This window comes from Bifidobacterium longum subsp. infantis ATCC 15697 = JCM 1222 = DSM 20088 (genome assembly GCF_000269965.1).
Classification (GTDB): domain Bacteria; phylum Actinomycetota; class Actinomycetes; order Actinomycetales; family Bifidobacteriaceae; genus Bifidobacterium; species Bifidobacterium infantis.
This window is the reverse complement of sequence record NC_017219.1, coordinates 2,568,580-2,583,495: the sequence shown is the minus strand read 5'-3', so window position 1 is coordinate 2,583,495 and position 14,916 is coordinate 2,568,580. Positions and strand designations below refer to the sequence as shown.

Sequence of the window (14,916 nt, the reverse complement as noted above, 5' to 3'; positions counted from 1 at the left end):
GGCCGATCGCGGCATCGTGTAGCCGTGGGCGACTGGCCCATCGTGCGTTGTGGGCCGGGGCGTGGCTTATCGTTGAAGCATGAGTGATTTTGAGCCGTTTTACGATGTCAGCCGCAGCTACGAAGACAACTATGAGCAAGGGCCGTTCGGCGCGTTTGCCGAGGCGCTGAAGGATGGCAACGGTGCAGATGCCGCCGGAACCACCAGCGAGGGTGCCTTGGCCACTTTTCTGGGCCAGCCGGTCAACCTGCCTTTCGGCATTCCCGCAGGCCCGCTGCTCAACAGCCGTTTCACCACGGCCGCCTTCCGCATGGGCTTCGATCTGGCGACCTACAAAACCGTGCGTTCGCGCGCCTGGGGCTGCAACCCGTTCCCGAATGTGCTCGCCGTACACCCCAAGTCGGCGGACGGTTCACTAACACCGGGCAGCGCCGAACTGGACGAGGGCGTGCTCGCCGACACCAATTACGAGACTCCGATCTCCATCTCCAATAGCTTCGGCGTGCCCTCGCAAAGCCCGGATGCCTGGCAGCCGGACATGCGCGCCGCCATCGAGGCCGCCGGTCCCGGTCAAGTGCTGGTCCCGAGCTTCCAGGGCTCGCGTGTGGAGGGCATGAGCGAGGAGGAATACATCGCCGACCATGCCACTACCGCCCGCCTGGTCAAAGAAACCGGTGCCAAGCTCATGGTGATGAACACCAGCTGCCCCAACGAGGGCCACAACCGCTTGCTATGCCACAATCCGCTGCTCGTAGGCCGCATCACTGAGGCCGTGAAGCAGGAGATTGGCGACATTCCGCTGATGGTCAAGCTCGCCTACATCCCCAGCGACGACGCTCTGGAGCTTATGGTGCGTTCCACCGTGGGCCACGGCACTGTGCAGGGTTTCAGCACCATCAATACGATTTCCGCCAAACTGGTCGATGCCAATGGCAATCAGGCACTGCCCGGTGCAGGCCGTGACCGTTCAGGCGTATGCGGCAACGCGATTCGCGGCGCCGGACTCGACATGGTCGCCCGTCTGGCCGCGATCCGCGAGAAGCTCGGTCTTGATTTCAAGATCAATGGCGTGGGCGGCGTGGTTTCGCCGGCCGACTATCAGGCATACAGAAACGCCGGCGCGGATTCGGTGATGTCCGCAACCGGTGCGATGTGGGACGCCGAACTGGCCCACAAGATCAAAGCCAGCCGGTAGATCGGCTCCAGAAACAAGAAACAGCCTGTACGGGCCGTGATTCCCAGACGATTCCCAGCCAGTGCCCACGTTGCATTAAAACTGTTGCTGTTATATGTAATCACGGCCGAACAAGCTGCATAACTTAACCTCTTTCTTCTCTCCTTTCTCTCCCCGGCGCCCATCACGCCGGGGTTTCTTTTTGCGGTGAGTACGGCCGTCTTACTTGGCCGCCGCCTTCATGGCCACGGCACCCACGTAATAGACGGGCTTGTCGAAGTTCGGCTGGAACAGGAAGTCCACGTTGGCGAGCTGGTCGATGGTGAAGCCGGCCTGAATCGCCATGGAAATCACATTTGCCGCGCCGGAGATATCGGCTTTGGAACAGAACTGGCCGCCCTTGACCTTGCGGGTTTCCGGGTCCCAGGTCAGAATCGACGTGACTGGGGTGGTGATGAGCATGAAGTCCGGGCGATAATCCTCGGTGAGCGAGGTCTCGCGGACCGTGAGCCCGCGGCGTTCGGCACCGGCGCAGGTCAGGCCGGAGGCGGCGAGCGAGAGATCGTACAGCTGCACGGCGGACGTGGCCTGCGTGCCCATGTACTTCACGGTCGGCGTCTCGATGTTGCGGCCCACCAGCAGGCCCTGGCGCACCGCGTTGGTGGCCAGCGGAATGTAATCGTGCTGGCCGGTGGGGTTGTAGAACACGGTGGCGGAGTCGCCGGCGGCGTACACGCCCGGCACGGACGCCTGCATGTAGTCGTCGACCACGATCGCGCCGTTCGGCAGCATGTCCACCTTGCCCTTGAGCAGGTCGGTGTTCGGCAGGAAGCCGACGGCCAGAATCGCCATCTCGGCCGTGTACTCGCCCTTTTCGGTGACCACGGTGACGGTGTCGTCGTCATTGTCGCGGAACGCGACCACCTTCTGGCCGAGCGCGAGCGTGACGCCGTGCTCCTCGAACGCGGCCGCCACCTGATCGGTGATGGTCTTATCGAAATTATTGGCCAGCGGACGATCAAGGCCGTCGACCAGCGTGGTCTTGACGCCGGTGACGCTGAACTGCTCGGCGATTTCCGCGCCGATATAGCCCGAACCGATCACCACCGCGGACTTGGCGGTTTTCGCCTTCTCCTTGATGGCGATGGCGTGATCCCAGTTCTTGCACAGCAGCACATGCGGGCTGTCGATGCCGGGGATTGGCGGGATGACCGGGCGCGATCCGGTGGTCACGACCAGTTTGTCGAAAGCGAGGGTCTGCTCGGCGGGGTCTCCGGCCTCGTCCAGCGCGCGGTAGGTGAGGGTTCTGGCGTCGAGGTCCACGGACGTCACGTCGGTGCGCATGTGCATGGTCGCGCCGGCTTCGGCCAGAGCGGCAGGGGAGGAGTAGAACATTTTCTTCGGGTCGGACACGTGGTCGCCCACCCACAGGGCGATGCCGCAGGAGAGGAAGGACAGCGTACCGTTGCGCTCGAAAACATGGACGGTCCAATCGGGATGCTCGGCGAGAATCGAAGTGGTGGCGAACGTGCCGGCGTGCGTGCAGCCGATGACGGCGACTGTGGTCATAAATGCTCCTTTGCTTGTGGCCATGGCGTCTGATGCCATTGCCCTGAATCGTAGCGTAGAAGTATGGAGAACGCCGTGGCGGCAAATGTGAGGAAGATCACGTTATTGGTTTGATTCGACGGGGTGTGGAATCCGTTGTGCACGGTGATCAAAGTTCGGCTGCGGCATTTCACGGAGTCGGCACATGGCTTATGGCAAACTGGACGGTAGCATTTTTGAATCTTGATTGATTGATTGAGGAGAGTGGCGTGGCTGAGAACCCGGATGACGTGCTGCATGTTGAAGGCGGCAAGCCGCTGGCTGGCACGATTAAGGTGCGCGGCGCGAAGAACTTCGTGAGCAAGGCGATGGTCGCCGCGTTGCTGGCGCCGGGCAAGTCGGTGCTGAAGAACGTGCCGGAGATCCGTGACGTGCATGTGGTGTCCGATTTGCTGCGCCTGCATGGCGTGGACGTGGATGTGGACGGCGAAAAGGGCATTGTGACTATCGATGCCTCTCATGTTCAGCTGGCCGATGTGGCTGACGTGGACACGCTGTCTGGCTCCTCGCGCATCCCGATCCTGTTCTCCGGCCCGCTGGTGCACCGTCTGGGCGAGGCGTTCATCCCCGCACTCGGCGGCTGCGCGATCGGCGGGCGCCCGATCGACTTCCATTTGGAGACGCTGCGCAAGCTGGGCGCCACGGTGGACAAGGAGCACAAGGACGGCATCCACATCACCGCGCCCAACGGCCTGCACGGCGCGAAGATCCACCTGCCCTACCCGTCGGTGGGCGCCACCGAGCAGACGCTGCTGGCGGCCGTGCTGGCCGAGGGCAAGACCGAACTGTCGGGCGCGGCCACCGAGCCGGAGATCATGGATTTGGTATGCGTGCTGCAGAAGATGGGCGCGATTATTTCCGTGGACGTGGACCGCACCTTCCGCATTGAAGGCGTCAAGGAGCTGCAAGGCTACACGCACACGTCGCTGACCGACCGTATCGAGGCCGCGTCCTGGGCGTCCGCCGCGCTTGCCACGCACGGCGACATCTTCGTCAAGGGAGCGACCCAGCCGGAGATGATCACGTTCCTGAACGTGTTCCGCAAGGTGGGCGGCAAGTTCGAGGTGACGGACAAGGGCATCCGCTTCTGGCATCCGGGCGGCGACTTGAAGCCCGTGGCTATCGAGACCGACGTGCACCCTGGCTTCATGACCGACTGGCAGCAGCCGCTCGTGGTGGCCCTGACGCAAGCCAATGGCCTGTCGATTGTGCACGAGACCGTGTATGAGAACCGCTTTGGCTTTACCAAGCCGCTGGTCGAGATGGGTGCCACCATCCAGTTGTACCGCGAGTGCCTGGGCTCGCTGCCGTGCCGTTTCCGGCAGCGCAACTACAAGCATTCCGCCGTGATCTTCGGACCGACCCCGCTGACCGGACGCGACATCGACGTGCCGGACCTGCGTGGTGGGTTCAGCCATCTGATCGCGGCCTTGGCCGCGTCCGGCCCCTCGGACGTGCACGGCATCAGCCTGATCGACCGAGGCTACGCCGACTTCCGAGGCAAACTCGAAGCCCTCGGCGCCGACTTCGACTAATTCGGCCGTTCCTCGGCTCCCCTCTTTGAGGGGAGCCGCGATTTTGTTCTACAACAGCCCGTCCGCCTCGAGCGCGGCGGCCATGCGGTCGAAGCATTCCTCCAGTAGCGGGTAGGGCATGGCGAAGTTCATACGCACGCAACCGCGCCCGACCTCGCCGCATTCACGGCCGTCTGTCAACGCCACGTTGGCCTTCTTGAAGAAATAGTCGGCCGGGTCATCGATGCCCAGTGACGAGAAATCCAGCCACGCGATATACGTGCCCTGCGGCTCCACATAGCGCACCTTGGCGAATCTCGTGCGCATCTGCTCGTTGACCAGCGCGATATTGCGCTCGATATATGCCATCACGCCCTCGAACCATGCCGCGCCGCCGTCATAGGCCGCAGTGGTGGCTATGGCACCGATGGTGGCCGTCTGGTGCTCGGACCATTCCGCGTTCCTCATCCATAGTTCCAGATCATCCGGATTGGTGAGAATCACCTGCGCGCACTTGGTGCCGGGAATGTTGAACGACTTCGAGGCTGAAGTGGAGGTGAAAGCCTGCATGGCCGTCTGCCGGTTGATTGAGGCGAATGGCACATGCGTGTGGCCTTGGTAGACGAACGGCGCGTGAATCTCATCGGAGAATATACGCACGTCGTACTTGGCGGCCAGATCGGACAATCGCAGCATTTCCTCGCGCGTCAATACCTTGCCGATCGGGTTGTGCGGGTTGCACAGCACGAAGGCATGGCAGCCGTTCGCGAACGCCTGCTCAATGGCGTCGAAATCGAACAGCCATTCATCATTGCGCCCGCTGCTCTCGCCGGCGCCCGCGCACAGCATCGGAATCTCAAGGACCTCCACGCCATACAGACGCGGCACACTTAGGAACGGCATATAGGCCGGAGTCGGTACCACGATGGAGTTACCGGCGCGCACGATCTCGCGCAGGAACACTTCGAACGCCTCCAGCACGTCCGGCACCGGGCGGATGCACGTTGGATCCACCTCCCAGCCGTAGCGGCGCTGCCATGCGGCGCACGAGCGGGCGACCTCCTTCTTCCATGGGTCGGGAATGTAGCCGAGCGCGCCACGTTCAGTGGCCTCTTCGATGGCTTCGGCCACGCACGGTGCCAGACCGTAATCCATCTCGGCGATGAATGCGCCGATGCAGCCGGGGTAACGGGTCCATTTATCCGAACCGACCTGCTCCAGATCCTCGATGGTCGTCACGTCGATGTGATTGGCATCAAAGCAAGAGACGCCGGCGGTTGCGTTGCTCACAGTCGTTGACTGGGGAATGTTGTTCATGCTCATAACATGCCATTGTTCCCGGTGCAGAAGGGCCGCTCAACGGTCTGGCTCCCCGAAATCGTGATGGCGCTCGCAAGCTTGCTTATCGCTGTGCGACTACTTGGCACTCAAATATTTGAGTGCCGTGCGCTCGAGCTCCTCGAGCAATGAACCAAGCGCTGGGCGATGGTCGCCGGCACGAGTCACGATGCCGACCTCGCGCGCCGCAAAATCGTCGGCAATGGGACAGGCCACCAGATCGCCCTGCAAGTTGATATGCGTATCGAGCGCCGGCACCAGCGAGACGCCCATACCAACCTCGACCAGGTTCTGCGTGGCCCAGTAATCATCCGTGCAGTGGCGGATATCCGGCTTGAATCCGGCACGGGTGGCCAGTTTCACCAAATTTGCGCGGCAGGTGGGGCAACCGGCGATCCAATGCTCGTCTTTGGCGGCGGACAGCGACACAGGTTCGCCGGTCTCCTCGAATCGTTTGGCGATGCCGCTGGAGCGGTGCACCAGCAGTCGCATCGGATCGTAACCCAGCGAATGGAAGGTCAGGTCGTCGCCGATGTGCAGGAAGTTCGGGATGCTGCTGTAGCGGAACACGGCGGCGGCATCGGCCTTGCCTTGGGAAATCAGACCGATCGCCTCCGGTGGCTCCATCTGAATCAGGCTCAGCTCGATGTCCGTGAACATACTGAGCTTGACCACGGTACGGGCCGCGATAGTAGAGCAGATTGATGGTGGGGCCACCAAATGCAGGTGAGCAAACCGATGATGCCGATAATCCTCGACCTCACGGGCCGCCCGCTCCAGCCGATCGGCGATGGCCTCGCCGTGGCGGGCGAGCATCGAACCGGTGGCGGTGAGTTCCACACCATGCGAGGTGCGTTGCACCAGAGTCGAACCGCACTGTGCCTCCAGCTTTTTGATCTGCTGGCTGATGGCCGGCTGCGACCAACCCGTGGCCTTGGCCGTGGCGGAGAACGAACCATACTGTTCGATCTGCCACAACGTGACCAATGATTGGGGATTGAGCCCGGCCATATGCACCTCTTTCGCGCGTCGTTCCATTATGGCCGCCGACGATGACCGGACGCGGCACGGTGTCGCCATCGCCGGTATCCTTAGAAGAATGAGTCCTGAAGCCTTAAGTGAACTGATTTCCAGCATTGCCCACAACCTCGTCGCCGCCGGCCAGGCCGGCACGTTGACCGACGATCTGATCCCTCCCGTCGACAAGCTCGCCGTGATGCGCCCGAAGGACCGTGCGCATGGCGACTGGGCCTCCAACATCGCCATGCAGCTGGCCAAGAAGGCCGGCATGAAGCCGCGCGATCTGGCCGAGCCGTTCGCCGCCGCGCTCGCTGAAGCCGACGGCATCGCCAAGGTCGAGGTGGCAGGCCCCGGCTTCATCAACATCACGCTTGACTCCGCCTCGGCCGCCGCCGTGGTGGACACCGTACTCGCCGCCGGTGCCGTGACCGACACCGACAAGCATCTCAACAAGGTCAACGAATACGGCCGCAACGCCCATCTGGGCGGTCAGACCCTGAATCTCGAGTTCGTCTCCGCCAACCCCACCGGTCCGATTCACATCGGCGGCACTCGTTGGGCTGCCGTCGGCGATGCCATGGCCCGCGTGCTCGAAGCCAACGGCGCCAAGGTGGTGCGCGAATACTACTTCAACGACCACGGCGAGCAGATCAACCGCTTCGCCAAGTCGCTGGTTGCCGCCTGGGCCGAGGCCAATAACTTGGGCGACGCCGGCTACCAGACCGAAACCCCGTGCGACGGCTACAAGGGTGCCTACATCAACGAGATCGCCGCCCGTGTTCAGGCCGAAGCCGAGTCCGACGGCGTGGACCTGACCGCACTGGCCCACCAGGATCAAGGCCTGAACGACGACGGCGAACCGCTCGGCGAAGCCGATACCGAAGTGCGTGAGGAATTCCGCAAGCGCGCTGTACCGATGATGTTCGACGAGATTCAGAAGTCCATGAAGGACTTCCGCGTGAACTTCGACGTCTGGTTCCATGAAAACAGCCTGTACGCCGACGGCAAGGTCGACGCCGCCATCGAAGAGCTCAAGTCCCGCGGCGACATCTTCGACAAGGACGGCGCCACTTGGTTTGAATCCACCAAGCACGGCGACGACAAGGATCGTGTGATCATCAAGTCCAATGGTGAGTTCGCCTACTTCGCCGCCGACATCGCCTACTACTGGGACAAGCGTCACCGTGCCGAAAACCCGGCCGATGTGGCCATCTACATGCTTGGCGCCGACCACCACGGATATATCGGCCGCATGATGGCCATGTGCGCGGCCTTCGGCGACGAGCCCGGCAAGAACATGCAGATTCTCATCGGCCAGCTGGTCAATGTGATGAAGGACGGCAAGCCCGTGCGCATGTCCAAGCGCGCCGGCAACGTCGTGACCATCGACGACCTGGTCTCCGTGGTCGGCGTGGATGCCGCCCGCTACTCGCTGGCCCGCTCCGATTACAACCAGAACTTCGACATCGACTTGGCCCTGCTCGCCTCGCACACCAACGACAACCCGGTGTACTACGTGCAGTACGCGCACGCCCGCTCCAAGAACGTGGACCGCAACGCAGCCGTTGCCGGCATCAGCTACGAGGGTGCCGACTTGGCCCTGCTCGACACCGAGGCCGACGGCGAAGTGCTCGCCGCCCTCGCCCAGTTCCCGAGCGTGCTCGCCACCGCGGCCGACGACCGCCAGCCGCACAAGGTGGCCCGTTACCTCGAAGAACTGGCCGCCACCTATCACAAGTGGTACAACGTGGAGCGCGTGGTGCCGATGGTCCTGACCGATCCGGAAACCCGTGGCGACGACGAAGCTCGCAAGGCCTTGGAGATCGCCAAGAACCCGGAGCCGGCCCGTGCCGCCGCCCGCCTGAAGCTCAATGACGCCGTCCAGCAGGTCATCGCCAACGGCCTCGACCTCCTCGGCGTCACCGCCCCCGAGAAGATGTGATTATGCCTATTTCTCCAATTTGGCCGGCCGCTACGGCTGTGAATGCCGAAGGCTCCATCGAATTTCATGGTCGTACCGCCGAATCGCTGCTTGACGAGTTCGGCTCGCCGCTCTATCTCATCGACACTGATGAAGTAGTCGCACGTGCCAGGCACTTCGTGCGCGCTGCCGCCGAAGCATTCGACACCTCCACCACGCACGTGAGCTTTGCCGGCAAGGCGTTCCTGTCCAAAGAAGTCGTGCGATTGGTCACCGAGGCCGGCATGTTTGTGGACACTTGCACGATGGGCGAGATGAAAATCGCCCTCGCCGCTGGCGTTCCCGGACGTCGTCTGGTGCTGCACGGCAACAACAAGTCCGATGAGGAAATCGCGCTGGCCATCGAACAGGGCTTCGCCAAAATCGTTATCGACGAGCCCGACGAGCCGGAGCGCGTTGCTGCCATCGCCCGCAGGCTCGGCAAACGCGCCCGTGTGATGCTGCGCGTCACCGTCGGTGTCCACGCCGGCGGCCACGAGTACATCTCCACTGCTCACGAGGACCAGAAGTTCGGCGTGCCGCTGCTGGCCGCCGGGGCCGACGCCGCTGTGCTCGACGTGCTGAACGCCCTCAAAGACGTGACGCCTGCCGCTACCAACGCGCGTATCTCTGCGACGCATTCCCCGGAAAATGGCGCGGAAAAGACCGAGAAATCGGAGCGCGAGCTGCACTACGACGTCAAGTACCCGTACGACCTGAGCCACGAGGAAGTCTCCGACACAGACAAGGCGCTGGCCGCCGCGATGGAAGCCATTGCGGACGGTCCGTCCATCGCCGTGCTCAAGATCATCCTTGCCAACCAGGACGTACTCGAACTGGTCGGAGCCCACTCGCACATCGGCTCCAACATCCACGATGCGGACGCCTTCATTCACGCGGCCAAGCGCATGATGCTGCTGCGTAAGACCCTGTGGGCCACCGACGCCTACATCCTGCCCGAAATCGACCTCGGCGGCGGCTACTCCGTGGCCTACACCGATGGCGAAGATTCAATGGACATTGACGTGGAACTCACTCGCTTGGCGGATGCGGTCAACAGCACCAACCGTGCGCTCGGCATGCCGGCGCCGGCCATCAGCTTCGAGCCGGGCCGCTACATCGTGGCGCCTGCCGGCGTGACCCTGTACCGCGTGGGCGCCATCAAGCACGTGCACTTGTCCGATGTCAAAGACAGTGCCGGCAACCCGATTGCCGAGCGCGTGTACGTGTCCGTGGATGGCGGCATGTCCGACAACATTCGTCCGGCACTCTACGGTGCCGACTACACCGCGCGTCTGGCGAATCGCACTGGTTCCGCTGAAACGATGCTCGCCCGCGTGTGCGGTATGCACTGCGAATCCGGCGACATTGTGGTTCACGAGGTGCAGTTGCCCGCCGATTTGAAGCGCGGTGACATTCTCGCCGTGCCGGTTACCGGCGCATACGGCCGCACCATGGCCAGCAACTACAACCAGGCGCTGATCCCGGCGGTGGTTGCTGTCAGCGAGTCCGGCGCGCACGTCATGCTCCGCCGCCAGACCGTAGACGACCTACTTAACCTCGACGTCAGCGAATGAGAACTCCCCTCAGTCTCGCTGCGCGAGCCAGCTCCCCTCAAAGAGGGGAGCTGTCAGGCGTAGGTGGCCGAGGGGAGCAGCGAAGCAATTGGAATCTCCCAACTGCTGTCGGAAATAATCCGTAAAATAGCGGTGGGATATAGAAAACTTTTTGGAAGGACCCTGAATTGGCTCGCAACGACGAAACCCCGATCCGCGTCGGCCTGCTCGGTGCCGGCACCGTCGGCTCCCAGACGGCGCGTCTGATCGTCGAGCAGAAGGACGAACTGTCCGCTCGCATCGGCCGTCCGATCGAACTCACCGGCGTCGCATGCCGCCATCCGAAGGCCACCGAGGCGTTCCCATGGATCGACCAGTCCATTGTCACCACCGACACCATGAGCGTGGCCACCAACTCGGACATCGTCATCGAACTCATCGGAGGCACCACCGCGGCCCGTGAATTCGTGCTGGCCGCCATCGAATCCGGTGCCTCCGTGGTCACCGCCAACAAGGCGTTGCTGGCCAAATACGGTCCCGAGATCTACGCCGCCGCTGAAGCCAAAGGCGTCGACATCTACTTCGAAGCCGCCGTGGGCGGCGCGATCCCGTTCCTGCGGCCGTTGCGCGAGTCCCTGGTCGGCGACAGGGTGACCAGCATGCTCGGCATCGTCAACGGCACCACCAACTACATCCTCGACGAGATGACCACCAAGGGTCTCCAGTTCGATGACGTCCTGAGGGACGCCCAGGCCAAAGGCTATGCCGAAGCCGACCCGACCGGCGACATCGAAGGCTACGATGCCGCCAACAAGGCCGCCATCATGGCCACCCTCGGCTTCCACACCTCCGTGACCATCGACGACGTGTCCGTTGAAGGCATCACCAAGATCACCGCCGACGATATCGCCGCAGCTACCGCCGAACACAAGGTCATCAAGCTGCTCGCCGTGGTCGAGAACGGCGAGGCTGGCGTTTCCGCCCGAGTCTACCCGGCCCTGATCGACGAGAACCACCCGCTGGCCTCCGTGCACGGCTCCTTCAACGCCGTGTTCGTCAAGGCCGATGCCGCCGACGACCTCATGTTCTACGGACGTGGTGCCGGTGGCGCTCCGACCGCCTCCGCCGTTGTGGGCGACGTGGTGACCGAAGCCCGTCACATCACCGCCGGCTGCACCGGCCCGGCCATCCCGCTGTACAAGAATTTGCCGAAGGCTCCGATTACCGCCTCCAAGGCTGCATTCGCCGTGCGCTTCCTGATTCACGACAAGCCGGGCGTGCTGGCCGCCATCGCCGCCGAGTTCGCCAAGAACGGCGTCTCCATCAACGGTGTGAACCAGGACTTGAAGCCCACCATGACCGACCCCGGCTACGACGGCGAGATCCAGCAGCTGCGCGTCGTGACCCACCTGACCGACGAGGAAACCCTGCGCAACACCGTCAAGGCCGTGCAGGCGCTCGACTTCGTCACCGGCGACCCGTCCATCCTGCGCGTGCTGGACTGACAAACCTAAGCTCCCTCTGATGAGGCGGTCGAACGGTGAAAGCTGAATACCCAAGCTCCCCTGACAAGGGGAGCTCCTTTTTAAGGAACAACCATGAATCCAATCTGCAATAGCGTTCACGTGCGCGTGCCCGCCACGTCCGCCAACCTCGGCTCCGGCTTCGATACCGTGGGTCTGGCGCTCGACTACTATGACGAGCTCACTTTCACGCTCAACGACGACCCGAACGACGGCATTGCCCACGTGATCATCCACGGCGAGGGCGCCGACACCCTCCCACGCGACGAAACCCATCTCGTGGTCTCCACCTTCCGCCGTGCCTGTGCCACGTTCGGCCTCGGCCGACTCGGCTTCACGCTGGAAGTGACCAACAACATCCCTCAGGCTCGTGGCATGGGCTCTTCCGCCGAGGCCATCGTGGCCGGCATCGCCGCCGCCGCGGCCTTCGCCCAGACCGGTGACCTCAACCGTCCGGCCATCTTCGATATGGCCGCCCAGATTGAAGGACACCCGGACAATGTGGCCCCGGCTGTGTTCGGTGGCCTGACCGTCTCTTGGGACTTCGAAACCGCGGAAGGCGTCGGCTCGGTCGCCGTTCCTGGTGGTGAACCGCTGCACGGCGGATTCCACGCCGTCAACTACCCGGTGGACCCGTCCATCACCGCCGCCGTGTTCGTGCCCGACTATGAGCTGTCCACTGAGAAGGCCCGTCAGGCGCTGCCTAGGGAACTGCCATACAAGGACGCCGTCTACAACGTGTCTCGCGTGGGTCTGCTGCCCGCTGCGATGAATCCCGTGGTGCTGGCCCAGGCCGCCCAGCAGGGCAAGTCCGGCGTCGCCGCTGCCCCGGCTCAGGATACCGATACGTGCGCTTGCGCTGACGGAACCCGTGAATCGGCATTCGCCGACGAGCTTGCGGCCGCCCAGGCCCAGTCCAACGCGCTACTGTTCACCGCCACGCAGGACAAACTGCACCAGCCGTATCGCGGTGCCCTGATGCCGCCGTCCACCGAGCTCATTGCGCTCTTCCGCTCCAAGGGCTATGCCGCCGCAGTCTCCGGTGCCGGCCCCTGCGTGCTCGTGCTGCATTACGGCAACGCCCGCGAAGCCATCGACCAGATCGCATCGGAGCAGCTTGCTTCCGGCCATTGGCGTGTGCTTCACCTGCCCATCAACACCGCCGGCGTCGAAATCGAGCGTCGCTAAGTCGAGGAGAAGGCTCCCGCTGGCGGGAGCTGGCCGCCGCAGGCGGTCTGAGGGTGGTCCGCCATACCGGCAGAGACCACCCTCAGTCTCACTTCGTTCGACAGCTCCCGCCAGCGGGAGCATAAGGAATTAAGTCATGTCCATTCCGCTAATTCTTGCTTCCAAGTCCAAGCCTCGCCGTGACGTGCTGTATTCGGCGGGTATCTGCCCCACAATTCGCGTCTCGCACGTGGATGAGCCTGCTGCGCTGGAAGCGGCCGCCCGTGAAGAAGGCGTCACCGTCGACGATCTGAGCATCAAGCAGCGCGTGATGATTCTGGCCGTGGCCAAGGCCGAGGCCGTTCATCGTGCGTATCGTGATGTGGCCGATACTGCCGCCGCCGCGACCGGTGACCGCGTGATCGCCTACCCGCTCAAGGCCAAGGAGATCAAGGATTCGGAACGCGAAGCTGCCGGCGAAGACCTGCGTGAAGCCGCCGCCGGCAAGCCTATTGACTATTCCAAGGCGGAAATCGCCACCACGCGCGACTTCTCCGGCATCGATATGCCGACCGTCACCGAACCCATCGCCACCGCTATTGCCGGACAGCCGGGACTGACCGAGGCGACAGTCGGCCCGCTGATTCTCGGCTGTGATTCGATGTTCCTCTTGGACGGCGAATGCTACGGCAAGCCGCACAGCGAAGCCGTGGCCCGAGAACGACTGAAGCGCATGAGCGGCGCGACCGGCGAACTGTGGACCGGCCACTGCCTGATCGATTTCGCGACCGGACGTACCGTGCGCGGCGCAAGCCACGCCAAAGTCCATTTCGGCGAATTCACCGATGCCGACATCGAACGGTACATTGCCACTGGCGAGCCGCTGGAAGTCGCCGGATCGTTCACGCTGGAAGGCTTCGGTGGTGCGTTCATCGACAGCATTGAGGGCGATCCGCACGGCATCATCGGCCTCAGCCTGCCGTTGGCCCGGCATCTGGCCGGCGAACTGGGCATCACGTGGACCGACCTGTGGAATGTCGGCCGTGGTGAACTGGAACCGGAAAGCAAGGCATCGGGCAACCAGCACGCTGGCATTCTGCCGCCGGTCGAAAACGTACACCAGCCCGGCGATGGCTGGGTGGACTGCGCCTGCGGCCGCAAGCATTGGGGCGCCAACGGTGCTTCCGGTATCCTGCTGGCTCGCCGCGACCCGGTGAGTGGCAAGGTGACCCACGTGGTCATGCAACATCGCGCCGCGTGGAGCGCCGAAGGCGGCACGTGGGGTATCCCCGGCGGTGCCACTGCGGACGGCGAATCGCCCATCGAGGGCGCGCTGCGCGAAAGCTATGAGGAAGCCAACATCACTCCCGAAGACATCGAGGTGGTCGGCTCCTACTGCGAGGACCACGGCCCGTGGGCCTACACCACCGTGTTTGCCTTCGAAAAGCCCGGCCACACCGTCGAGCCCAAGGCAAACGACGACGAAAGCATGGAAATCTGCTGGGTCCCGATTGACGACGTGCCCAACCGCAAGCTCCTCACCGCCATGAAGACCGACTGGCCCCGCTTCGCCGCCCGCCTGGACGAGCTGGCCTGTGCTGGACATCGGTAGTGGTGTTGGCTGGGCCAATGTTTTGCCGATGAGTTTACTTGGGTAATGCCGTGTGAACCGCGTGTGGACCGGGACGGATTCTGCTGTCCCGGTTCGTCATTTCGTCTCTTTTGGGACAACCGGGACAGAATCTCATTCACCTGACGCCCTATCGTGCGATGGTCGCCGTCGGGGAATGGCGGAATTCCGGGGTTTTGGATTTGCATATATCGGGTGTTCATGGAAGGGCCTGTCCCGGTTCGCCAAAAGAGGCCGAAATCCCGAACCGGGACAGCCGAATCTGTCCCGGTTCGTATGTCGATCGATTGACCCCGCCACCGGGACATCAACCGCGCATAGACAGGACGCTTCAATGTCTGGCGGGCATGACCATATCGGATGACACACGTTCCCCCGTGCGTTTCGCCACGACCTCCGCCCCAAGTCAGTGCGAAAATGGCATTT

The 14,916-nt window shown here is 63.1% G+C and carries 10 protein-coding genes; 7 read left to right on the top strand and 3 right to left on the bottom strand.

Annotation, left to right across the window (positions count from 1 at the left end; translation table 11 throughout):
• Positions 1-79 precede the first annotated feature (79 nt).
• A complete protein-coding gene (locus BLIJ_RS12035; protein WP_012578551.1) occupies positions 80-1,195 on the top strand; it encodes a beta/alpha barrel domain-containing protein in 1,116 nt (371 codons plus the stop codon).
• Between the two features lie 201 nt (positions 1,196-1,396).
• On the opposite strand, the gene BLIJ_RS12030 is transcribed toward BLIJ_RS12035, so the two are convergent.
• The gene (locus BLIJ_RS12030) at positions 1,397-2,743 is read right to left on the bottom strand and encodes an NAD(P)/FAD-dependent oxidoreductase (protein ID WP_012578550.1); all 1,347 of its coding nucleotides are present in this window, start codon (positions 2,741-2,743) and stop codon (positions 1,397-1,399) included.
• 248 nt (positions 2,744-2,991) lie between these two features.
• Between BLIJ_RS12030 and murA the strand changes: the two genes are divergently transcribed.
• On the top strand, positions 2,992-4,317 hold the full coding sequence (gene murA, locus BLIJ_RS12025) for a UDP-N-acetylglucosamine 1-carboxyvinyltransferase (protein ID WP_012578549.1): 1,326 nt from the start codon (positions 2,992-2,994) through the stop codon (positions 4,315-4,317).
• Between the two features lie 48 nt (positions 4,318-4,365).
• Here murA and BLIJ_RS12020 read toward each other — a convergent pair whose 3' ends face one another.
• Positions 4,366-5,619 (bottom strand): MalY/PatB family protein, encoded by a 1,254-nt coding sequence (locus tag BLIJ_RS12020; protein ID WP_012578548.1) that lies wholly within the window; start codon positions 5,617-5,619, stop codon positions 4,366-4,368.
• 93 nt (positions 5,620-5,712) lie between these two features.
• Positions 5,713-6,645 (bottom strand): LysR family transcriptional regulator, encoded by a 933-nt coding sequence (locus BLIJ_RS12015; protein WP_012578547.1) that lies wholly within the window; start codon positions 6,643-6,645, stop codon positions 5,713-5,715.
• Positions 6,646-6,733: 88 nt separating this feature from the next.
• On the opposite strand from BLIJ_RS12015, the gene argS reads away from it, so the two are divergent.
• From argS to BLIJ_RS11990, 5 genes are all read left to right on the top strand, one after another.
• Positions 6,734-8,596 carry an arginine--tRNA ligase gene (gene argS, locus BLIJ_RS12010; RefSeq protein ID WP_012578546.1) on the top strand — a complete coding sequence of 621 codons (1,863 nt, stop codon included), beginning with the start codon at positions 6,734-6,736 and terminating at the stop codon, positions 8,594-8,596.
• 2 nt (positions 8,597-8,598) lie between these two features.
• Positions 8,599-10,191, top strand: a complete 1,593-nt coding sequence (locus tag BLIJ_RS12005; RefSeq protein WP_012578545.1) for a diaminopimelate decarboxylase family protein — start codon at positions 8,599-8,601, stop codon at positions 10,189-10,191.
• 167 nt (positions 10,192-10,358) lie between these two features.
• Positions 10,359-11,675, top strand: a complete 1,317-nt coding sequence (locus BLIJ_RS12000) for a homoserine dehydrogenase (RefSeq protein WP_012578544.1) — start codon at positions 10,359-10,361, stop codon at positions 11,673-11,675.
• 93 nt (positions 11,676-11,768) lie between these two features.
• Positions 11,769-12,881 (top strand): homoserine kinase, encoded by a 1,113-nt coding sequence (gene thrB / locus BLIJ_RS11995; protein ID WP_012578543.1) that lies wholly within the window; start codon positions 11,769-11,771, stop codon positions 12,879-12,881.
• A gap of 136 nt (positions 12,882-13,017) precedes the next feature.
• Positions 13,018-14,472 (top strand): Maf family nucleotide pyrophosphatase, encoded by a 1,455-nt coding sequence (locus tag BLIJ_RS11990; protein ID WP_012578542.1) that lies wholly within the window; start codon positions 13,018-13,020, stop codon positions 14,470-14,472.
• Positions 14,473-14,916 lie beyond the last annotated feature (444 nt).

What these genes read in the sequence shown, in the direction of transcription:
- BLIJ_RS12035 (WP_012578551.1), top strand. Translation starts at nt 80, where the DNA reads ATGAGTGATTTTGAGCCGTTTTACGATGTCAGCCGCAGCTACGAAGAC.
- BLIJ_RS12030 (WP_012578550.1), bottom strand. Translation starts at nt 2,743, where the DNA reads ATGACCACAGTCGCCGTCATCGGCTGCACGCACGCCGGCACGTTCGCC.
- BLIJ_RS12020 (WP_012578548.1), bottom strand. Translation starts at nt 5,619, where the DNA reads ATGAGCATGAACAACATTCCCCAGTCAACGACTGTGAGCAACGCAACC.
- BLIJ_RS12015 (WP_012578547.1), bottom strand. Translation starts at nt 6,645, where the DNA reads ATGGCCGGGCTCAATCCCCAATCATTGGTCACGTTGTGGCAGATCGAA.
- argS (WP_012578546.1), top strand. Translation starts at nt 6,734, where the DNA reads ATGAGTCCTGAAGCCTTAAGTGAACTGATTTCCAGCATTGCCCACAAC.
- BLIJ_RS12005 (WP_012578545.1), top strand. Translation starts at nt 8,599, where the DNA reads ATGCCTATTTCTCCAATTTGGCCGGCCGCTACGGCTGTGAATGCCGAA.
- thrB (WP_012578543.1), top strand. Translation starts at nt 11,769, where the DNA reads ATGAATCCAATCTGCAATAGCGTTCACGTGCGCGTGCCCGCCACGTCC.
- BLIJ_RS11990 (WP_012578542.1), top strand. Translation starts at nt 13,018, where the DNA reads ATGTCCATTCCGCTAATTCTTGCTTCCAAGTCCAAGCCTCGCCGTGAC.